Raw genomic sequence first — 20,885 nt, 5'->3', positions numbered from 1 at the left:
TGGGGCGAATTTCACGGAGGTTACCATGCTGATCCGATACCCCCGAACCAGGCGGCCGCCGGGCTGGCTGGCCCTGGCATTCTCGCTCTGCGCCGCCGGAACCGCCGCAGCCGATCAGGCCATCGTCGTCGCCGCCACCGTCCCGGGCTTCACCGTGGGCCAGGTGGTCGAGGACGGCGCCCCGGTCCATCTGCCGGAAGGGACCAACGCCCTGTTCCTGTTCGCCAGCGGGCGGACGATCACGGTCAAGGGTCCCTTCGACGGCCCGCTCGACCGGCTGTCCGGCGGCACGCCGCCCCAGGGCCGCCTGTCCGGACTGTTCGGCGGCGACCGTTTCGCCCAGAACGACCTGGGCGCCGCCCGTTCCGTCGGCCCGGCGCCGGGTGGCCAGCCCGGCGGTCTGGCCCCGATCGACCTGTCGCTGCCGGGGACCTGGTGCGCCGCGGCCGGACAGTTGCCGGAACTCCGGAAGCCGGCCGACCCGGCTTTCGAACGGGCGATCCTGCACGCCGCCGACGGCGGGGAAACCGAGGTCTCTTGGCAGGACGGCGCCGCGGTGCAGCCCTGGCCGGCACGGGCGCCGCTGGCCGACGGCGCTCGGATGCTCGCCATGAGCGGCGACCGGACCCGGAGCAACGCGCTGGTGCTCCGGGTGATCGAGGACCGGGAAGCGACGGCCGGCGACCCCGGCGCGCTGGCCGTGGCGCTCGTCCAGGCCGGCTGCAGCCGGCAAGCGGAATATGTCCTCACCGGCATGGGCGAAGCCCTGGCCCCGCTGGACCTGTATCTGTCGTCCGACCGCGGGCTCTACCCGACGTACCGGCGCGGCGACCAGATCCGGCTGGTGCTCCAGACCAACCGGGACGCGCACCTGTACTGCTATCTGAGGCGGCGGAACGACCTGATCCCGATCTTCCCGTCGTACCAGTCGAACGGCTCGCTGGTCGAGGGCCACACGCCCATGACGTTCCCGGGCGACAGGATGCCGCTCCCCCTGTCCGCGTCGGAGCTTGGCGGCGACAGCGAGGTCCGCTGCTTCGCCGCCGACCAGGACCTGTCGCCTTCGCTGTCCGCCGAAGCCCAGGCGTTCAGCCCGATGGACGGCGACGCCGTCGAGCGGCTGGAAGCCACGCTGGACGGGTTGAAGCGGACGCGGCTGGTGGTCGCCCAGATCGTGCTGCGGGTCGAGTGAGGACGCTTGCAGGAGGTCGGAACGCCCGATCGGAAGCTTGACGCCGGCAGGCCGGCCAGCCGGCTCCTCGCCCGGCCCGCGGGACTGTCGCCGCCCTGGTTCACGGGGGCGATCACGGGCGCGATCATCCTGGGCATCGCGGCCGCCTCCTTCCTGCTCGTCCGGATCGTGCCGCCGCTGAGGCTGGCCGACGAGAGCTTCAGCGACATCCAGATCGGGCATTTCGCCCCTCCGGAGCCCCAGCACGCCGGGATCGCCATGGTGGCCCTGGGGGAAGACAGTTTCGCGGCGCTGGCCTGCCGGTCCCCGGTGGACCGCGGGTTCCTGGCGGATCTGGTCGGCCGGCTCAGGACGGCGGGCGTCCGGGCCATCGGCATCGACATCCTGTTCGACCAGCCCACCCTGCCGGAGCTGGACGAGGCCCTGCGCCGCCGGCTGGCCGAGCCGGGCGTCCCGGTGGTGGCGATCTCCGCGCTGGAGCAGACCGCCCTGACGGAGAAGCAGCACGCGTTCCTCGGCGCTTTCCTTTCCGGCATCCCGCACGGCTACGCCAACCTGGCGAAGGACGCGCTGGACGGTTCCGTCCGCTGGCACGTGCCGGCGGCAGCGGACGGGACGCCGAGCTTCCCCGCGCGGCTGGCGCTCGCCGTGGGCGCGGAGCCGCCTTCCGGTCCTTTCCGCATCGCCTGGCGCGCCGGGCCGGACGAGGCGACGCCGCCGTTTCCCATATATCCCGCGGAGCTGGTCCACCTGCTGCCGCCGGACTGGCTGGCGGGCAAGGTGGTCCTGGTCGGCACCGTGCTGTCGGGAACGGACCGCCACCGGACGCCGCTGTCCAGGACCGGGACCAGCATGCCGGGGGTGGAGATCCAGGCCCATGTCCTGGCCCAGATGCTGGAGGGGCGCGCCGGCGGACGGCTGGCCCCGGGCTGGGAGGGCGTCCTGACCCTGGCGCTCGCCGCCGCCGGGGTGACGCTGGCCGTGGCCGGGCTGCCGGTCTGGCTGCTCGCCGCGTCGGGCGCCGCGCTGACGACGGCGCTGTGGGCGGGAGCCGCCGCCCTGTTCGCCGCGGGCGGGCCGCTGGTCCCCCTGCTTGCCCCCTCGCTGGCCCTGGCGGGCGGGATCGGCGGCATGGCGGCGCACCGGTCGCTGCGCGAGCGGGCCGACCGCCGGACCCTGATGCGGCTGTTCGCCACCCATGTCTCCCAGCCGGTTGCGGAGGAGATGTGGCGGGAACGGGCGACATTCATGGCGGGAGGGCGGCCGAAGCCGCAGCAGCTCACCGCCACGGTCCTCTTCTCGGACATCCGGGGCTTCACGACGATCTGCGAGACGCTGCCGCCCGAGGCCCTGATCCGCTGGCTCGACACCTATCTGGAAGCCATGACCCGGCTGGTCGGCGAGCATGACGGGGTGGTGCTGCGCTTCATCGGCGACGCGGTCCTGGCCGTGTTCGGGGCGCCGGTCGCCCGCACCACCCAGGCCGAGATCGACGCCGACGCGGCGCGGGCGATGGGCTGCGCCCTCGCCATGGGCCGCGAGCTGGAGAGCCTGAACCGGCTGTGGCGGGAGGAAGGACTGCCGCCCGTGATCATCCGGGTCGGCATCCATACCGGTCCGTTGGTGGTCGGCAGCCTGGGAGGGGAGCGCCACCGGGAATATTCGCTGCTGGGCGACACGGCCAACACCGCCGCCCGCCTGGAGGCCCATGCCAAGGAGGTGGCGGAGACGACGTCGCCCTGGTGCCAGGTGATCGTCGGCGAGGCCACCTGGAAGGCGGCCGGCCCCGGCATCGCGGGCCTGCCGGTCGGCGAGATCGCGCTCCGCGGCAAGAGCAATCCCGTCCGCGTCTGGCTGCTGCGGGACGGGCCTTTCAGCGGACCGTGATGGTGATCCGCTTGGAAGTCACCGGCGGGTCGTGCGGCACGTGGTCGAAATCGCCCATGAGGAGCTGGATGGTGTGGCGCCCGGGCGGCAGTTCCAGGAAGGTCTCCGTCTGTCCGCCGCCGAGATGGATGTGGTTCCGGTCGTTCGGGATCGGTTCGTCGAGCGGCGGCAGGTCCCGGTCGATGATCAGGTGATGGTGCCCGGTGTTGGGGCGGTCGATGCCCGAGGGCGCCACCCCGAAGTTGCGCAGGCCGAGCCAGACCTTGAAGCGGCCGGTCACGACCTCGCCGTCGTTGGGCCAGCCGATATAGGCGTAGGCGTCCTTCGGCGCCGGCCGGCGCTCGGCGGCGGTGGCGCCGGTGACCGTGGCCGTGACGGCGATGAGGGAAACCAGTCCTGCGGCGAGGCCGGCGACCAGGGCGTTCGATCTCATGGCGAGCCTTTCCGGTTTTCAGCGTACCGTGATCGTGATCCTGTTGGACGTCACCGGCGGGTCGTGCGGCACGTGGTCGGCATCGCCCAGCAGCGTCTGGAGCGTGTGCTGGCCCGGCGGAAGCTCCAGTCGGGCCTCGGTCTGGCCGCCGCCGAAATGAAGGTGGTTGCGGTCGTTGGGAATGGGCTCGTCGAGCGGCGGCAGGTCCCGATCGATGATCAGGTGATGGTGTCCGGTATTCTCCCGCCGCACGCCGGCGGGCGCCACGCCGAAATTCTGAAGCCCCATCCGGACCCACAGCTTGCCGCCCTCGATCACGGCGCCGTTGGGCGGCCAGATGATGTAGGCGCGGGCGTCCCTGGGAGCCGTCATCCGCTGCGCCGGCGCGGCGGGCTGGGCGGCGGCGGGCTGGGCGGAGGGTGCTGCGTCGTGATGGCCGGCACCGTGGCCGGCATCCTGGGCCAAGGCGGGTCCCGCGGCGGCGCAGGCGAGAAGGAGTGCGGCAGCTCGATTGATCATTTCAACTCCTGCGGCGGCTTCTTGTCGATCCTTGCGGGCGCTGGGCCGATTGTCGGACAGGATCCAACAAAGTTAAAATGCCCTTGGGGTCGGGAGTCTTCTGGATAGGGCGATCCTGCCCGGTCGGGTATCTCAGTTCACGCGGGCGAACTGGACGCGGCGGTTCAGCTTGTCGAGCGGGTTTTCCATGAGGGGGTGGCCCTCGCCCATTCCGACGGCCCGGATGCGGGAGCCGGCGATCCGGTGCTTGCCGACCAGGTACTCGGCGACGGCGCGGGCCCGCTTCTCCGAAAGGGCCTGGTTGTAGGCGTCGCTGCCGGACGCGTCGGTATGCCCTTCGACCTTGATGGAGATATCCGGCGCGTCGCGCAGGACCTGCCCGACCGTGTCGATGTAATCGAAGGATTCGGCCGGGATGACGGCGGAATCGAAGGCGAAGTTGATGCGGAAACCGAAGGCCTTCTCGTCCACCTCGGGGACCGGCGGGACCGGCGGGGCCGCGGCGACCTCGGCGCGGGGTACGGGGGCTTCGGCGACGGCCGGGACGACCTGCTGTGCGGGGGCCGGAGCCGTGTAGGCGGCGGGGGCCGGCGCGGGGGCAGCGTTCTGGGCGGCCTTGCCGGCGGCGCCGACGATCTCGATGCTGCGGTAGCGCGGCGCCGGGGCGCTCAGCAGCTCCTGGACCTCGGAAACGGTGGGCGGGCGGTCGAACATCCGCACATCGGCGGCGTGGCCCGGCGAAGCCAGGGCCGGGGCGAGCAGGACGGCGGCGGTGGCGGCGAGGCGGCGGGCGAAGGCGCTGTTCATGTCCGGTCTCCATGGCGGGGCGTTGGCCTGTGCATGGGAGGGGAAGCTATCCGGGGCGGCGGCGCCGCGCAGTGAACGGGTTCACCAATCGCTTATTTGGACGTAGGTCGGCCTCGGCCGAAGGCCGACAGTGTGGCCGGAGAGTCGATGCAATGTGTCGGCGTTCGCCCTGACGGGCGAAGGCCGACCTACGGCTGGCCGCCGCTTGCTCAACCGTGGCGGGCGAGGACCGCGCCGGCGAGATAGAGGGAGCCGCAGATCATTACGCGGGTCGGACCGGCGGCGCGCGCCATGATCCCGGCCAGGGCCGCTTCCACGCCGGCGGCCGGTTCGGCGTCGGCGATGCCGGCAGCGCGCGCCGCCTCCGCCGCGGCCTCCGGCGGGAGGGAGGCTTCCTCGCCGGGCACGGCGACCGCCCGGAGCAGCGGCGCATGGGGGGCGAGCGGCCGCAGGAAGTCGGCCGGCTCCTTGGTCGCCAGCATGCCGAAGATCAGGGTCAGCGGCAGTCCGTCCGCCGCAGACCAGCGGGCGGCCTGGGCGCCCAGCACCTCGCCGGCGGAGTCGTTATGCCCGCCGTCCAGCCAGAGCTCCCATCCCGGGGGCAGCCGGTCCACCAGGGGACCGCGGGTCAGCCGCTGGAGCCGGCCCGGCCACGAGACTTCCGCCAAGCCGCGCACCACCGCCGCGTCGGGCACCCGGGGGCCGGGCAGATGGTCCAGGCAAGCCAGCGCAACCCCGGCGTTGACGATCTGGTGGGCGCCCGGCAGGACCGGCAGCGGCAGGTCGGCGCCGCGGGACGGACTGTCGAACCGGAAGCCGTCCCCCGAGCCGTCCGCCACCGGCGCGACCGTCCAGTCCTCCCCCGCCGCATGGAGCGGGGCGCCGATCGCGGCGGCGCGGGCGCGGAAGACCGCCATGGCCTCCTCCGCCGGCTGCGGCGCAACGACGGCGGGAACGCCCGGCTTCATGATGCCGGCCTTCTCCCCCGCGATGGCGGACAGGGTCGGCCCGAGGAACTGCATGTGGTCGTAGGAGATGCGGGTCAGCGCCGTGACCGCCGGGCGGTCGATCACGTTGGTGCTGTCGAGCCGCCCGCCCAGGCCGGTCTCCAGCAGGAGCACGTCGGCCGGCACGCGGGAGAAGGCCAGCATCGCGGCGGCGGTCGTGATCTCGAAATAGGTGATCGGCTCGCCCCGGTTCGCCGTCTCGCATTCTTCCAGGGTGGCGGCGAGGTGGTCGTCGTCGATCAGCTCTCCGGCCAGCCGGATGCGCTCGTGGAAACGCACCAGATGGGGCGAGGTATAGACATGGACGCGCCGACCCGCCGCCTCCAGGAAGGCCCGCAGGAAGGCGATGGTCGATCCCTTGCCGTTGGTGCCCGCCACATGGACCACCGGCGGCAGCCGCAAGTGCGGGCTGCCGACGGCTTCCAGCATCCGGACGGTCCGGCCGAGCGACAGGTCGATGACCTTGGGGTGAAGGTGCTTCAGCCGGTCCAGGACCGGGTCGGCACGCTCACCGCTCGGGACGATCGCCGGGGGTGACGGCGGCTGCGGCGCCGCTGGGGACTGGCTCAACTGTCTCACCGCTCTGGGGTTGCGCCGGCGCCGGGGCCGCCGGTTCGGGCTCGACCGCGTCCACCGGCTCGGCCTCGGTCGGGGCTGCCTTCGCCGCGGCGGGCGCCTCGGCCTCCGGCTTCGGCAGGGGGACGATCTCGGCGGAAGGACCGGGCCGGACGAGCAGGTCGAGCACCCGGATCAGCGTGGCCCTGAGGTCCTTGCGGTGGACGACCATGTCCACCATGCCGTGTTCCATCAGGTATTCGGACCGCTGGAACCCTTCGGGCAGGGTCTCGCGGATGGTGTCCTCGATCACGCGGGCGCCGGCGAAGCCGATCTGCGCGCCCTTCTCGGCGATGTGCAGGTCGCCCAGCATCGCGAAGGAGGCCGTGACGCCGCCGGTGGTCGGGTCGGTCAGGACGACGACGTAGGGAAGCCCCGCCTCCTTCACCATCTGAACCGCGATGGTGCTGCGCGGCATCTGCATCAGCGACAGGATGCCCTCCTGCATGCGGGCGCCGCCGGAGGACGGCACCACGACCAGCGGCGCCTCCTGGAGGACGGCGAGCCGCGCCGCGGCCAGCAGCCCCTCGCCCACCGCGATCCCCATGGAACCGCCCATGAAGCCGAAGTCGAAGGCGGCGATGACGGTCGGAATGCCGCCCATCCTACCGTGGGCGACCTGGATCGCGTCGCTCTTGCCGGTCTTGGCCTGGGCTTCCTTCAGGCGGTCGGTGTAGCGCTTCTGGTCGCGGAAGCGCAGCGGATCGACCGGCACCTTGGGCAGTTCGATGACCTGGTAGTCGTCGTCGTCGAACAGCGTCTTCAGCCGCTTGTCGGCATCCAGGCGCATGTGGAAGCCGCAGTGCTGGCAGACGTGGAGGTTCTCTTCCAGGTCGCGGTGGAAGATCATCGCCTCGCAGTTGGCGCACTTGTGCCAGAGATTGTCCGGCACCTCCTTCTTGGTGTAGAGCGCGCGGATCTTGGGGCGGACGAAATTGGTAAGCCAGTTCATGGTTCGGGGTCTTCGCCGTTCGTGGAGGCTGAATGCTTGGAGGCGGATTGCTCGGGAGGCTGGGTGCTTGAGGGCCGGTCCCTGGGAAGCTTGCCTGGAAAGCGTACCTGGAGGCGGAAGCCCCGAGGTCAGCCGCGCGCGGCGCGGACGCCGTCGGACAGGGTTCGCACGAAGGCCAGTACGTCGTCGACCAGTCCGGGAGCGGGCGAGCCGTTCTCGTCCAGGTTGGCGGCGATGCGGTTGACGATGGCCGACCCGACCACGGCCGCGTCGGCGAGCCGGGCGACGGAGGCGGCGGCTGCCGGCGTGGTGATGCCGAAGCCCACGGCCACCGGCAGGTCGGTATGGCGGCGCAGCCGTTCGACGGCGGCGGAGATCGCCTCGTCGGTGGCGGCGCCCGCGCCGGTGATGCCGGCGATCGAGACGTAGTAGATGAAGCCGCTGGTGTTCGCCAGCACGGTCGGAAGGCGCCGGTCGTCGGTCGTCGGGGTCGCCAGCCGGATGAAGTTGACGCCGGAGGCCAGCGCCGGCAGGCATAGCTCGACGTCCTCTTCCGGCGGCAGGTCGACCACGATCAGGCCGTCCACGCCGGCGGCCCGCGCGTCGGTCAGGAAGCGCTCGACGCCGTAGGCGTAGATGGGATTGTAATAGCCCATCAGGATGATCGGCGTCTCGGCGTCGGTCAGGCGGAATTCCTCCACCAGCCGCAGCGTGCCGCGCAGGGTCATGCCGGCCTTGAGCGCCCGCAGGGACGAGGCCTGGATCGACGGGCCGTCGGCCATGGGATCGGTGAAGGGCATGCCCAGCTCGATCACGTCGGCGCCGGCGCCCGGCAGGCCCTGGACCAGCTTGAGGCTGGTGGCGTAGTCGGGATCGCCGGCGCTGACGAAGGTCACCAGCCCGCCGCGCCCCTCGCGCTTCAGGGTCTCGAACCGGGCGGCGAGCCGCCCGCTGTCGGCCGCGCGGCTGGAATGAGCCTGGCCGGAAAGAGCTTGGCCGGATTGGGCGGCCACGGCCGCCGCGGTGTCGCCATGGTCGATGGCAGCGCTCATATCTTGACCCCCAGGGCGTCCGCCACGGTGAAGATGTCCTTGTCGCCCCGGCCGCACAGGTTCATCACCAGCAGGTGATCCTTGGGCAGGGTCGGCGCCAGCTTGGTGACGGCGGCCAGCGCGTGGGACGGTTCCAGCGCCGGGATGATGCCTTCCAGGCGCGAGCACATCTGGAACGCGTCCAGCGCCTCGTTGTCGGTGGCCGAGATGTACTCGACCCGGCCGACGTCGTGCAGCCAGGAATGCTCCGGCCCGATGCCGGGATAGTCGAGGCCCGCCGAGATCGAGTGGCCCTCGGTGATCTGGCCGTCCTCGCTCTGGAGCAGGTATGTGCGGTTGCCGTGCAGCACGCCGGGACGCCCGCCGGTCAGCGAGGCGGCGTGGGCCCCGGTCTCGATGCCGTGGCCGGCGGCCTCGACCGCGACCATGCGGACGGTCGGCTCGTCCAGGAACGGGTAGAACAGGCCCATGGCGTTGGACCCGCCGCCGATGCAGGCGACCAGGCTGTCGGGCAGCCGCCCCTCGGCGGCGATCATCTGCTCGCGCACCTCCTCCCCGATGACGGACTGGAAGTCGCGCACCATGGCCGGATAGGGGTGCGGGCCGGCGACGGTGCCGATGATGTAGAAGGTGTCCTCGACGTTGGTCACCCAGTCGCGGAGCGCCTCGTTCATGGCGTCCTTGAGGGTGCGCGAGCCGGAACTGACCGGCTTGACCTCCGCCCCCAGCAGCTTCATCCGGAAGACGTTGGGCTTCTGCCGCTCGATGTCGGTCTCGCCCATGTAGATCGTGCAGGGCAGATCGAACAGGGCGCAGACCGTAGCGGTCGCGACGCCGTGCTGGCCGGCCCCGGTCTCCGCGATGATGCGCCGCTTGCCCATCCGCTTGGCCAGCAGGATCTGGCCCATGCAGTTGTTGATCTTGTGGGCGCCGGTGTGGTTCAGCTCGTCCCGCTTGAAATAGACCTTGGCGCCGCCGAACCGCGCGGTCAGCCGCTCGGCGAGGTACAGCGGGCTGGGGCGGCCGACATAGTGGGTCAGGTAGTGGCGCAGCTCCGCCTTGAAGGCGGGGTCGACCTTGGCGGCGTTATAGGCCTGCTCGACCTCCAGGATCAGGGGCATCAGCGTCTCGGCGACGAAGCGTCCGCCATAGATGCCGAAATGCCCGTGCTCGTCGGGACCGGAACGGTAGGTGTTCAGCCGCTGCATCACGCTACCCTGCTGGTCGCCGGGCTGCCCTTCGCCGGCCGCGGTCGCGGTCGGGGCGGCGGACATGGTGGAGGTCGGCGTATTGGTGGTCGGAGATGTCACTGCTATAACTCTCGTGCCTTCCGGGAGCGGCCACCATAGCCGCGCGTCATCTGTTTTTAAAGGATGATGCGCATGAGTTCGGCGCGACGCAGGGCAGCCTTGCCCAGCGGTGGCGGATTCCCCATCTAGGGATAGGGCAGCGCCGACCGGGGCTGCCGCCGGGGTGCCGGTTCCGGGCCCGCATAGCTACTCGCTCGCTGGAGGAGGATGCCGCGTGACGACACGATTGTCCCTGTTCAACAGCCCGCTTCTGCTGGGTTTCGACCAGTTCGAGCGGACGCTCGACCGGATCTCGAAGAACTCGGCGGAGGGATATCCGCCTTACAACATCGAACAGATCGGCGAGGACGGCCTGCGCATCACGCTGGCGGTGGCGGGCTTCACCATGGACGACCTGACTGTCCAGACCGAGGACAACCAGCTTGTCATCCGGGGCCGCCAGACCGACGACAAGTCTCGCATATATCTTCATCGCGGCATCGCGGCGCGCCAATTCCAGCGCAGCTTCGTCCTGGCGGAGGGGATCGACGTGGTCGGGGCCACCCTGGACAACGGGCTGCTGCACATCGACCTGAAGCGCCCGATCCCGGAGCCTAAGGTGCGGACCATCGCGATCCAGCAGCCGGCCGGCGGCCAGGACGACGGCGCCACCGCCCGGACGATCGACGTGACGCCGGAGACGGGCCGGTCGTAAGCCGGGCGGACATAGGCGGTACGGCAGCACAAATCGCCCCGCGGCATGTTGTCCTTGAAGGAACACGGGCCGAACCCGTTGTGCGATGATCGCGGGCCGCGCCCTTTCCAGCCGGGAACGCGGGCTGCGCCCGCCGGACAGTTTCGTTGCAGTTCTCGTTACAGAAAGATCTGAAATCATGAATATCAGCCCGAACTCTTTGCGCCAGATCTCCAGCCAGGACTTCGTGGCATTCGGCGTCAACGACCTCGCCTATATCAAGGTGGTCGATGTCGACGGCTCCACCGGCTACGCGATCCACGCCGCCGACGGCACCCCGCTGACGGTGATGCCCGAGCGCGAAGCCGCCTTCGCCGCCGTGCGCCAGCACGAACTGGAGCCCGTCAGCGTCCATTGACGGCAGGGGCCGGGTCGGGATTCGGGCCGCAACGCCAAGTCCCGGTCACGCGGCCACCACGGTTGACGACCGCATGAGCGGCGACTGCACTGGAAGCATGCGCCAAGCCGCCGACAGCGACGTGGTGACAGGCAAGCCCGCCGCGTGGTGGGCGGTATTGCCGATGGCGCCGGATCCGGGTTGGCGGACGAAGCTTGGTGCGCCGCCGCGACGGCTCCGCTCCGCACCGGGCCGGCCTTGGCGGCAGGGGCACCGGTAGCCGGGACCTTCTCCGCCGGGTCACTATTCGAGGTCACCATCTGCATCTGCACCGCCAACTGTCGCATCTATGGTCAGGTCAGGGTGAGGAGCATCAACTCTCCTTCCGGTTGCCCTGCGAGTGCAGTGGCGGGGCAAGTCCGCGCCTGATATGCGTAGCCTGTCGATTGCGGCGAAAAATCTGTATTTTTTCAGGTTTTCGCAATCCTAGATTGTTCCTAGGTCGCGGGTGTTCGTCGAATATCGGCACTCCGCCAAGCTGGATGAAGCCTGCGGACGATGCCCGGATCAAGTCCACGGCTGTCCGGCACGGTAATTGCCGCCTCAACCAGTGGACGCTTTTCTGGTGGGACGCTCCTCCCTTCATCGTCATGACCGGGCTTGACCCGGTCATCGCTTGCGGACTCCATCAGCGCCGCCGTGCGGGGAGATACCCGGATCAAGTCCGGGTATGACGAAAAGGGGGCGCTTCTGCCCATAGCTAAGCCTTGTGAGACATAAGCAACAACCGTGCCGGACAGGCGTGGACTTCATCCGGGCGTGACGGAAAGGGGGAATGACCTGCCGGAAAAGCATTCCTTGGTTGAGTTGGCAATTGCCGTGCCGGACAGCCGTGGTTCAAGCCCGGTCATGACGATCAAAGGATTGGTGCGCTGCCGGGAGCGCTCCTCCGGGTTGATCAGTGACGACCGTGCCCTGTAGCCTTGGTCAGGAGCGAAGATCGCCGAAGATCTCCGCCACGATCTCGTAGGAGCGCAGGCGGGCCGCGTGGTCGAAGACCATGCCGCTGACCATGATCTCGTCGGCGGCGGTGTCTTCCAGCAGGGCCTCCAGGCCGGTGCGGACAGTCGCGGGCGACCCGACGATGGAACCGCGGAGCTGGCTTTCCACGGCGGCGCGCTCGCGCTCGGACCACAGGTCGTCCATGTCGTCCACCGGCGGGGCGATCCGCATGGGATGGCCGCGGACCAGGTTTAGGAAGCTCTGCTGGTGGGAGGTGAACAGGCGCCGGGCCTCCTCGTCGGTTTCCGCGGCCACCACGTTGATGCCGACCATTGCGTAAGGCTGCGACAGGACTTCCGACGGGCGGAAGGCGCGCCGGTACAGGTCGAGGGCCGGCAGCGTGTTGGCCGGCGAGAACTGGCGCGCGAAGGAGAACGGCAGCCCGAGCTGACCGGCGAGCTGGGCGCTGAAGCCGCCGGAGCCGAGCAGCCAGATCGGGATGTCCATCCCCTCCCCCGGGATCGCCCGGACCCGCTGGCCGGGGACGGCCGGGCGGAAATAGGCCCGCAGTTCGGCCAGAAGCTGCGGGAACTCGTCGCCGGTCTGGTTGAGGTCCCGGCGCAGCGCGTGGGCGGTCACCTGGTCGGTGCCGGGAGCGCGGCCCAGGCCCAGGTCGATCCGGCCGGGATAGAGGGACTCAAGCGTGCCGAACTGCTCGGCCACGATCAGCGGCGCGTGGTTGGGCAGCATGATCCCGCCGGAGCCGACGCGGATGCGTTCGGTCCCGCCGGCGACATGGCCGATCAGCACGGCGGTCGCCGAGCTGGCGACGCCGGGGATGTTGTGGTGCTCCGCCAGCCAGTAGCGGTTATAGCCCCAGCGGTCGGCGTGCCGCGCCAGGTCGAGCGTGCAGCGGTAGGAATCGGCCGGGGTCGCCCCTTCCACCAGCGGCGACAGGTCCAGGACCGAAACGGGGGTTTCGGACAGCTTGTTCATGATTTTCATCCAAATCTGCCGGGGTCGGCATTCCGTAGGTCGGCCTCGACCCGAAGGGGCGACGCCGACACGGGGCCGGAACGTTGGAGCAGGGCGTCGGCGTTCGCCCTGCGGGCGAAGGCCGACCTACGTTCGGGGGTCAGTCCATGACCGAGGAGTCTTCACGGAAGGAATGGCCGGGCCAGAGATCGGGCGCGGCGCGGGCATATTGCGGCGGGAAGGCCACCTGACCGCCCAGTTCGCGGGCGGCGCGCCAGCCCCAGTGCGGTTCGTCGAGGACGGTGCGGGCGAGTGCCACCATGTCGGCCTCGCCGTCGGCGACGATCCGCTCCGCCTGCTTCGGCTCGACGATCAGGCCGACGGCCATGGTGGGGATTTCGGCTTCGCGCCGGACGCGGGCCGCGAACGGCACCTGGTATCCGGGCGAGGTCGGGATCTTGATGCCCAGGGTGACACCGCCGCTGGAGCAGTCGATGAAGTCGCAGCCGCGGGCCTTGAGCAGCTTGGCGAAAGCGATCGACTCCTCGATGGTCCAGCCGCCGTCCACCCAGTCCGACGCGCTGATCCGGATGCCGAGCGGCCGGTCGGACGGCCAGACCTCGCGGACGGCGTCGAAGACTTCCAGCGGGAAGCGGGTGCGGCCGTCGAAGTCGCCGCCATAGGAGTCCTCGCGCCGGTTGGCGATGGGCGACAGGAAGGAATGCAGCAGGTATCCGTGGGCTCCGTGGAGTTCCATCAGGTCGAAGCCCAGCCGGGCGGCCCGCCGGGCGGTCGCCACGAAGCCGTCGCGCACCCGCTGGAAATCCTCCGCCTCGAAGGCGCGCGGGGCCGGCCAGCCCTCGGCGAACGGGATCGCGGAGGGAGCGATGGTCTGCCAGTCGCCCTGTCCCTCCGGAAGCGACCGTCCGCCTTCCCACGGGCGTTGGGCCGACGCCTTGCGGCCGGCATGGCTGACCTGGATGCCCAGCTTGGCGGTGCCGTAGCGCCGCACGGCCGCCAGGACGCGGGCCAGGGCCTCCTCGTTCCCGTCGCTGTAGAGGCCGAGGTCGCCGGGCGTGATGCGGCCGGCCGGCTCCACCGCCGTCGCCTCCAGGATCACCAGGGAGGCGCCGGAGTTCGCCAGCATGCCGAGATGCATCACGTGCCAGTCGTTGGCGTTGCCGTCCTCGGCGCTGTACTGGCACATCGGCGACACGACGATGCGGTTGGCGAAACTGCGGCCGGCAAGGTCGATCGGCGTGAACAGGCTGCTGGTCATGGCAAGTCTTTCTCCCTGGGGGCGGTTTGGCGCCAAGCGTTTCACATGGCTACGGTAACCGCCGGGGAGAAGATTCGGATGCGCATGGCTGCCCGGCCGGAGCCGGGACCTCCCTTGGAAGGGCTCCTATTCCGCGGCGGCGCGGCTATAACGGTCAGGGACGTAGAGGCGGTCGCGCCAGAAGCCGCGGGTGTCGATGACGATCTTGTTCAGCAGCTCCTTGGCCTCGATGGCGCGGAACTCCGCGTGGTCGACCAGCAGGACGGCGATGTCGGCCTCGGCCAGGGCGTCGGACATGTCGCAGAAGCGCAGGTTGTCGAATTCGGCCAGCTCGCGTGGCAGGCGCGCGATGTGCGGCTCGACCGCGAGCACCTTGCCCAGTCCCTCCCGCGCGATGCGGGCGGTGATCTCCAGCGCCGGGCTTTCGCGCAGATCATCCACGTTGGGCTTGTAGGTCAGGCCCAGGCAGGCGATCACCGGGTCCTTGAAGCGCTGGGCATGGCGCCGGATGCGCTCGATGATGTGGAAAGGCTTGGAATCGTTGACCTCCCGGGCGGTGCGGATCAGGCGCGACGCCTCGGGCGCGCCGTCCACGATGAACCAGGGGTCCACCGCGATGCAGTGGCCGCCGACTCCGGGGCCGGGCTGGAGGATCTTGACGCGGGGATGGCGGTTCGACAGCTCGATCACCCGCCAGACGTCCAGGCCCATGCCGTCGCAGATCATCGACAGCTCGTTGGCGAAGGCGATGTTGACGTCGCGGTAGGCGTTCTCGGTCAGCTTGACCAGCTCGGCGGTGTTGGCGTCGGTCATCAGGCAGGCGCCCTTGACGAAGATCCGGTATAGCTGGTCGGCGCGGGCGGCGCAGGCGGGGGTCAGGCCGCCAATGATGCGGTCGTTCTCGACCAGCTCCAGCACCATGCGGCCGGGCAGGATACGTTCCGGGCAATAGGCGATGCGGATGTCGGAGTGCTCGCCCGCCGCGTGGGGGAAGGTCAGGTCCGGGCGCAGCTCGGCGAGCTGGCGCGACAGCCGGGCCGAGGTGCCGACCGGAGAGGTCGATTCCAGCACGATCAGGTTGCCGGCCTCCAGCACCGGGGCGATCGACCGGGCGGCCGCGTCGATGTAGCCGAGGTCGGGCCGCTTGTCCTCCGTCAGGGGAGTGGGCACCGCGATGATGAAGGCCTCGGCCGGCTCCGGCGTCACGACGGCGCGCAGCTTGCCGGTCATGACCGCGGCGCGGACCAGCATGTCCAGGTCGGGCTCGCTGAAATGGACCTTGCCCTGGGTGATCATGGAGACGGCGTGCTCGTTGACGTCCACCCCGATCACCTCCACCCCGCGGCTGGCGAGGGTGGCGGCGGTCGGCAGGCCGATATAGCCGAGGCCGATGATGGCGACGCGTGAGAACTCATGTTGCACGGGTCAGCTCCTTGAGAATGCGTTCGGCAGCATGTCCGTCGCCATAAGGGTTGTGGGCGCGCCGGGCCTCGGCATAGGCCCGCTCGTCGTCGAGCAGGTGCTGCGCAGCACCGACGATCCGGTCAACGTCGGTTCCGACCAGCTGGACCGTGCCGGCCTCGACCGCCTCCGGCCGCTCGGTCACGTCCCGCATCACCAGCACCGGCTTGCCCAGCGAGGGCGCCTCCTCCTGGAGGCCGCCGCTGTCGGTGACGATCAGGGTCGAGCGCTCCATCAGGTGGACGAAGGGAAGGTAGTCCTGGGGCTCGATCAGGTGGATGCCGGGACGGTCGGCCAGCAGACGCATCACCGGTTCGCGGACGTTGGGGTTGAGGTGGACCGGATAGACCACCGCCGTGTCGCCCCGGTCGGCGAGCCGCGCCAGGGCATGGCAAATTCGTTCGAAACCGCCGCCGAAGCTCTCGCGCCGGTGCGCGGTGACCAGGATCACCCGCTTGCCCTCGGAAAGGAAAGGGAAGCGGGCATCCAGCTCGCGGGTCAGGCCGGCGTCGCCGCGCAGGCGCCCGACGGTGTGCAGCAGCGCGTCGATCACCGTGTTGCCGGTGACCAGGATGCGGCGGTTTCCCAGCCCCTCGCGCAGCAGGTTGTCCCGGGAACTCGTCGTTGGCGCGAACAGCAGGTCGGCCATGCTGTCGATGACCTTGCGGTTCATCTCCTCCGGCCAGGGCTGTTGGAGGTCGCCGGTACGCAGTCCCGCTTCGACATGGGCCACGGGGATGCGGGCGTAGAAGGCGGCCAGCGTCGCGGCCATGGCCGTGGTCGTGTCGCCGTGGACCAGCACCCGGTCGGGCTTGACCTCGGCGAACAGCCGGGTCAGCCCGGTCAGCACCGATGTGGTGATGTCGGCCAGAGTCTGGCCCGGCTTCATGATGTCGAGGTCGTGGTCCGGCACGATCCGGAACAGGGCCAGCACTTGGTCGAGCATGCTCCGGTGCTGCCCGGTGACGCAGACCAGGCTGTGGACATCGGGAGCCCCGTGGAGCGCGCTGATGACCGGAGCCATCTTGATCGCTTCGGGGCGCGTGCCGATGACCGAGAGTATTTTCTGCATCCGTCCTGACCGCTGGCGGGCGGCCGGAGCGAGGCTCCGGCCCTGTAGCTTAGGTCAGGAAAGTTGCGCGACGGCGGTTGTCGCGGTCAATGTCACCTAAGGTCGTTTCCCGAAGGAACCCAGGAGAGAACGGATTACCACCGCGCCGAATACAGGAATTTGAAGTGCTTTGTACGCATTTTGCTTATTTTCACTTGCCCGCGGACAGTCCGGGATCAGAAGACTATTCAATCCACGGGGTGGGCGGGGCGGCGGGTCGTCGGCCAAGGCTCGCCGATGTCTTGAAGGCGGCAGATCCAGCCATCGGCTTCCAGCTTGATGCAGGCGCCGCCGGAGAAATGCAGGGCGACGCCGCTATCCATGCCCTCCAGCGCCAGCAGGGCCAGCATCTGGCGGCGCTCGTGCAGGTCGATGCCCTTGGTCTTCACCGCGGTCACTCCGTCGAAGCAGATGCCGCAGTTGGTCCGCTCGAACGGGACCGTGATGCCGTCGCCGTCGTCGCCGTCATAGCTGGCGTCGACCAGGGCGTCGGGCCGGTCGGGCGGCGGATCCTCGACCGCGCTCTCCCATTTGAAGCGGTTGGCGACCATGACGAAGCGATGGTCTTCCGGAAGGAAGCACATTTCGCCGATCGGAACGATGGCGTCCTGGAGGATTCCGGAAATGACCTGGAGGTCTTCCCGGTCCTCCGCGCGTAGCTTCATCGGGGCACTCATGGGTGTCGTCTCGTCTGCAGGGGGTACTGAGTCCACCCGCATATAGGCAGGGATCAGCCCGCCTTCACCCTCTCGATGTCCGCGCCGCAGGCGGACAGCTTCTCTTCCAGCCGTTCGTAGCCGCGGTCCAGGTGGTAGACCCGGTTGACCTCGGTCTCCCCGTCGGCGGCGAGGCCGGCCAGCACCAGCGAGACGGACGCGCGCAGGTCGGTCGCCATGACCGGCGCGCCGGTCAGCCGCGGCACGCCGCGGATCAGCGCGGAGGCGCCGTGGACGGTGATCTTGGCGCCCATGCGCGCCAGTTCGGGCGCGTGCATGAAGCGGTTCTCGAAGATCGTCTCGGTGATCATGGCGGCGCCGTCGGCGACGCACATCAGGGCCATCATCTGGGCCTGGAGGTCGGTCGGGAAACCCGGGAACGGCTCGGTCATGACGTCGACGCCGGTCATGACGCCGTTGGCCCGCGCCACGCGGAAGCCGCGCTCGGTCTCGGTGAAGGCGATGCCGGCGCCGCCCAGCACCTTGGTCACGGCCTGGAGATGCTCCAGCCGGCCGTTGATCAGTTCCAGGTCGCCGCCGGTGATGGCTGCGGCCATGGCGTAGGTGCCGGTCTCGATCCGGTCGGGGACGATGGTGTGGTAGGCGCCGTGCAGCCGGTCCTTGCCTTGGATGCGGAGCGTGTCGGTACCCAGCCCCTCGATCTCGGCGCCCATGGCGATCAGGCAGCGGGCGAGGTCGGTCACCTCCGGCTCGCGCGCGGCGTTGACCAGCACGGTCTCGCCCTTGGCCAGCGAGGCCGCCATTAGCAGGTTCTCGGTCGCCCCGACCGACACCGTGGGGAAGACGATCTGGGCGCCGTGCAGGCCGTTGGGGGCCGAGGCGAGGATGTAGCCGCCCTCCAGCTCGATCCGGGCACCCATCTGGACGAGGCCCTTGATATGCAGGTCGACCGGACGGGCGCCGATCGCGCAGCCGCCCGGAAGCGAGACCTTGGCGACGCCGCAGCGGGCAACCAGCGGTCCCAGGACCAGCACGCTGGCGCGCATCTTGCGGACCAGGTCATAGGGTGCCGTGGTGCTGGTGATCTCCCGCGTGGTCAGGTCGATCACGCGCCCGGCCGGGCCGTCCTGGGGAGCGGAACCGTCCATGCCGAAGACGACGCCGTGCTGCGCCAGCAGGTTCGCCAGGGTGGTGATGTCGGCGAGGTGAGGAAGCCGGGCGAGCGTCAGCGTCTCGTCGGTCAGCAGGCTGGCCGTCATCAGGGGCAGCGCCGCGTTCTTCGCGCCGCCGACCGCCAGTGTGCCGCGCAACGGCCGGCCGCCGCGAATCCGGATCTTGTCCATGGGTTGTTCAATTCACCTTGATGGGGGCGGCGACTATGTAGGACGACTATGGTTAATGGACCGTTGACCGATCACAGGCGCGGCAGCGTGACGCCGGTCTGCTTCATGTACTTGCCCTGCCGGTCGGCGTAGGAGACCTCGCACGGGGTCTCGCCCTTCAGGAACAGGAACTGGCACAGGCCCTCGTTGGCGTAGACCTTGGCGGGCAGCGGCGTCGTGTTGGAGATCTCCAGCGTGACGTGCCCTTCCCACTCTGGCTCCAGCGGGGTCACGTTGACGATCAGGCCGCAGCGGGCGTAGGTCGACTTGCCCAGGCAGATCACCAGCACGTCGCGCGGCACCCGGAAATACTCCACCGTCCGGGCCAGCGCGAAGCTGTTGGGCGGGATCACGCAGACGTCGGTCTTGCGGTCGACGAAGCCGTGCTCGGCGAAGTTCTTGGGATCGACGATCACGCTGTCGACATTGGTGAAGATCTTGAACTCATCCGACACCCGGGCGTCATAGCCGTAGGAGGACAGGCCGTAAGAGATCACGCCCTCGCGCGTCTGCTTCTCGACGAACGGCTCGATCATGCCACGCTGCTGCGCCATCTCGCGGATCCAGGTATCGGGCATGATCGACATCGGGGACGGTCTCCGAAAGGTTGGGTGTGCCCGCGCTTCTACCCGACGCCAGGGCGAAGCTCAAGCGTCGCCATCCCCATCCCCGCCTGACGGGGCCGGGTCTGGAGATGCGGGAACGCCGGGCTGGCGCCGCTCCCGGGCCTGCTCCTTCCGCTTGCGCAGGTTCTCGCGGAGTGCGGCGGCCTGCCGCTCCTGCCGGCTGGGGCCGGCGCGCCGGGGCGCGCCGAGGGGGGCTCATCGTCGGTCATCTCGGCCGCGATCATAGCCCGGAACGATCAGGAACGGCCAGCGTCGTCGAGCGGCTGGCAGGCGCCGGCGACGCCGCGCAGGCTGCCGCAGGCGTCGATACCGCCCATGGGGGTGAAGCGCATCACCACCCTGCCGTCGCTCTCCCGGCGCGACGGGCGTGCGGAGAGCCGGGGCATGTCGTCGTCCTCGTCGTCGATGCCGGCGACGTCGTAGCCGGCGGCCGGGGTGAAGGAGGACGGAGTGGACGAGGACGGAGTGGACGAGGGCGGAGTGAACGAGGACTGGGCGACCGCCGCGCGGACGGTCTCGATGCGCGCCGGCTCCGCGACGGCGGCGACCTGCACGGTCTCGCGCACCGGCTGCGACGGCTTGGCCGAGGGAGCGGGCTTCGGACGGTCGGCGGCGGCGACCAGCACCGCCGGGGCCGCCGGCGCGCCGTCGGTGCCGCGCGGCGCGGTCCGGCCGACCACGGGAGCCAGCGCGGCCATGTACAGGCGGGTTTCGCGCGGCAGCCGCTGGCGCCCGGCCTGGACCGCGGTATAGCAGGCGGGGCCGCAGTTGTAGGCCGCCAAGAAGCCGGGGCTGCCGAACTGGTCGTACATCTCGCGGATATAGGCGGTGCCGGCCATGATGTTGTCGTGCGGATCGGTCGGGGACGGCCCCAGGCCGTGACGCTCGCTCAGCTCGGCATAGGTCGCCGGCATGACCTGCATGAGGCCGATGGCGCCGGCCGGGCTGGTGATGGGTCGGCCGTTGACCGTGGCGCGCCCGCCGCTCTCCCGATGCATGACCGCCCTGATCCACTGTTCCGGAACGTCGAAGCGCTCGGCCGCCGCGGCGATCAGGTCGCGCCAGGGATCCTTGGGATCGGGCGGCAGGACCGGCGCCGGGGCGAGCGCCGCGACCTGGATGTGCTCCACCGCCGATGGCCCCGAAGCGCCGGTCTGCCCGGTGCTCGCACAACCCGAGACAAGCCCTCCCAAAAGGAGTACCATGGACGCCTTAACCCCGAAATTCGAACAGACCTGTCGGCGTCCCTGGTTACGCTTGTCAGTCATGGGGTTGCGCCTCTTTCTTAAGGTTTCGTTTGAAGCTTGCCTCCCCAGGCTTACTGATACGGCAGCAACACTGTCAAGCGACAAACACCTCGAAATTGCCGCCTCTATGCCTTTCTTCAGACAGATTCCGGGCTGTGGGACTGGTCATGCGGCAGACCAGTCCAAAGTGTCGCAGAGAACAAAAACAGAAAATCGCAGGGCCGACGGCATTTGGACTGTCCGATTCGCAGGGTCTTCGGAACCCTTCATCGCCGTCGGGA

The 20,885-nt window shown here is 69.7% G+C and carries 19 protein-coding genes; 4 read left to right on the top strand and 15 right to left on the bottom strand.

Annotation, left to right across the window (positions count from 1 at the left end; all coding sequences use genetic code 11):
- Nucleotides 1-25 precede the first annotated feature (25 nt).
- Together DPR14_RS04520 and DPR14_RS04515 are read left to right on the top strand one after the other, a co-directional pair.
- A complete protein-coding gene (locus DPR14_RS04520; protein WP_192499274.1) occupies nucleotides 26-1,192 on the top strand; it encodes a DUF4384 domain-containing protein in 1,167 nt (388 codons plus the stop codon).
- A 6-nt stretch (nucleotides 1,193-1,198) separates the two neighbouring features.
- On the top strand, nucleotides 1,199-3,079 hold the full coding sequence (locus DPR14_RS04515; protein WP_158044099.1) for an adenylate/guanylate cyclase domain-containing protein: 1,881 nt from the start codon (nucleotides 1,199-1,201) through the stop codon (nucleotides 3,077-3,079).
- Here the strand turns inward: DPR14_RS04515 and DPR14_RS04510 are convergent.
- The 7 genes from DPR14_RS04510 to trpB all read right to left on the bottom strand — a co-directional run bounded on the left by DPR14_RS04510 (nucleotide 3,066) and on the right by trpB (nucleotide 9,672).
- Nucleotides 3,066-3,512 (bottom strand): DUF4399 domain-containing protein, encoded by a 447-nt coding sequence (locus DPR14_RS04510; RefSeq protein ID WP_158044098.1) that lies wholly within the window; start codon nucleotides 3,510-3,512, stop codon nucleotides 3,066-3,068. The two genes, DPR14_RS04515 and DPR14_RS04510, sit on opposite strands and share 14 nt — an antisense overlap.
- An 18-nt stretch (nucleotides 3,513-3,530) precedes the next feature.
- Nucleotides 3,531-4,031, bottom strand: coding sequence for a DUF4399 domain-containing protein (locus tag DPR14_RS04505; protein ID WP_158044097.1), 501 nt, complete (start codon nucleotides 4,029-4,031; stop codon nucleotides 3,531-3,533).
- A 132-nt stretch (nucleotides 4,032-4,163) separates the two neighbouring features.
- Nucleotides 4,164-4,838 carry an OmpA family protein gene (locus tag DPR14_RS04500; protein WP_158044096.1) on the bottom strand — a complete coding sequence of 225 codons (675 nt, stop codon included), beginning with the start codon at nucleotides 4,836-4,838 and terminating at the stop codon, nucleotides 4,164-4,166.
- 209 nt (nucleotides 4,839-5,047) lie between these two features.
- On the bottom strand, nucleotides 5,048-6,370 hold the full coding sequence (locus DPR14_RS04495) for a bifunctional folylpolyglutamate synthase/dihydrofolate synthase (RefSeq protein WP_158047979.1): 1,323 nt from the start codon (nucleotides 6,368-6,370) through the stop codon (nucleotides 5,048-5,050).
- The gene (gene accD / locus DPR14_RS04490; protein ID WP_158044095.1) at nucleotides 6,354-7,412 is read right to left on the bottom strand and encodes an acetyl-CoA carboxylase, carboxyltransferase subunit beta; all 1,059 of its coding nucleotides are present in this window, start codon (nucleotides 7,410-7,412) and stop codon (nucleotides 6,354-6,356) included. The genes DPR14_RS04495 and accD overlap by 17 nt, the downstream gene beginning before the upstream one ends.
- Nucleotides 7,413-7,540: 128 nt before the next feature.
- The gene (gene trpA / locus DPR14_RS04485) at nucleotides 7,541-8,464 is read right to left on the bottom strand and encodes a tryptophan synthase subunit alpha (protein ID WP_158044094.1); all 924 of its coding nucleotides are present in this window, start codon (nucleotides 8,462-8,464) and stop codon (nucleotides 7,541-7,543) included.
- Nucleotides 8,461-9,672: a tryptophan synthase subunit beta gene (trpB, locus tag DPR14_RS04480; RefSeq protein ID WP_158047978.1), complete on the bottom strand. Its 1,212-nt coding sequence runs from the start codon at nucleotides 9,670-9,672 to the stop codon at nucleotides 8,461-8,463. Before trpB ends, trpA begins: the two co-directional genes overlap by 4 nt.
- A gap of 316 nt (nucleotides 9,673-9,988) precedes the next feature.
- Between trpB and DPR14_RS04475 the strand changes: the two genes are divergently transcribed.
- Nucleotides 9,989-10,468 (top strand): Hsp20 family protein, encoded by a 480-nt coding sequence (locus DPR14_RS04475; protein WP_158044093.1) that lies wholly within the window; start codon nucleotides 9,989-9,991, stop codon nucleotides 10,466-10,468.
- A gap of 178 nt (nucleotides 10,469-10,646) precedes the next feature.
- Nucleotides 10,647-10,865: a DUF1150 family protein gene (locus tag DPR14_RS04470; RefSeq protein ID WP_158044092.1), complete on the top strand. Its 219-nt coding sequence runs from the start codon at nucleotides 10,647-10,649 to the stop codon at nucleotides 10,863-10,865.
- A gap of 966 nt (nucleotides 10,866-11,831) precedes the next feature.
- Here DPR14_RS04470 and DPR14_RS04465 read toward each other — a convergent pair.
- From DPR14_RS04465 to DPR14_RS27130, 8 genes are all read right to left on the bottom strand, one after another.
- A complete protein-coding gene (locus tag DPR14_RS04465) occupies nucleotides 11,832-12,842 on the bottom strand; it encodes an LLM class flavin-dependent oxidoreductase (RefSeq protein ID WP_158044091.1) in 1,011 nt (336 codons plus the stop codon).
- A gap of 139 nt (nucleotides 12,843-12,981) precedes the next feature.
- A complete protein-coding gene (locus DPR14_RS04460; RefSeq protein ID WP_158044090.1) occupies nucleotides 12,982-14,100 on the bottom strand; it encodes an NADH:flavin oxidoreductase/NADH oxidase in 1,119 nt (372 codons plus the stop codon).
- Nucleotides 14,101-14,226: 126 nt separating this feature from the next.
- Entirely contained in the window at nucleotides 14,227-15,522 is a 1,296-nt protein-coding gene (gene wecC / locus DPR14_RS04455) for a UDP-N-acetyl-D-mannosamine dehydrogenase (RefSeq protein ID WP_158044089.1), read from the bottom strand.
- Nucleotides 15,512-16,633 (bottom strand): non-hydrolyzing UDP-N-acetylglucosamine 2-epimerase, encoded by a 1,122-nt coding sequence (wecB, locus tag DPR14_RS04450; RefSeq protein ID WP_158044088.1) that lies wholly within the window; start codon nucleotides 16,631-16,633, stop codon nucleotides 15,512-15,514. Before wecB ends, wecC begins: the two co-directional genes overlap by 11 nt.
- 227 nt (nucleotides 16,634-16,860) lie before the next feature.
- Nucleotides 16,861-17,349, bottom strand: coding sequence for a DUF2948 family protein (locus DPR14_RS04445; RefSeq protein WP_158044087.1), 489 nt, complete (start codon nucleotides 17,347-17,349; stop codon nucleotides 16,861-16,863).
- A gap of 53 nt (nucleotides 17,350-17,402) precedes the next feature.
- Nucleotides 17,403-18,692: a UDP-N-acetylglucosamine 1-carboxyvinyltransferase gene (gene murA, locus DPR14_RS04440; RefSeq protein ID WP_158044086.1), complete on the bottom strand. Its 1,290-nt coding sequence runs from the start codon at nucleotides 18,690-18,692 to the stop codon at nucleotides 17,403-17,405.
- Nucleotides 18,693-18,763: 71 nt separating this feature from the next.
- The gene (gene dcd / locus DPR14_RS04435) at nucleotides 18,764-19,318 is read right to left on the bottom strand and encodes a dCTP deaminase (RefSeq protein ID WP_158044085.1); all 555 of its coding nucleotides are present in this window, start codon (nucleotides 19,316-19,318) and stop codon (nucleotides 18,764-18,766) included.
- A 275-nt stretch (nucleotides 19,319-19,593) separates the two neighbouring features.
- Nucleotides 19,594-20,487 carry a lytic transglycosylase domain-containing protein gene (locus tag DPR14_RS27130; RefSeq protein WP_246148847.1) on the bottom strand — a complete coding sequence of 298 codons (894 nt, stop codon included), beginning with the start codon at nucleotides 20,485-20,487 and terminating at the stop codon, nucleotides 19,594-19,596.
- Nucleotides 20,488-20,885 lie beyond the last annotated feature (398 nt).

Origin of the sequence: Skermanella pratensis, assembly GCF_008843145.1 — a bacterium.
GTDB lineage: Bacteria > Pseudomonadota > Alphaproteobacteria > Azospirillales > Azospirillaceae > Skermanella > Skermanella pratensis.
This window is presented reverse-complemented; position numbering and strand designations above follow the sequence as displayed.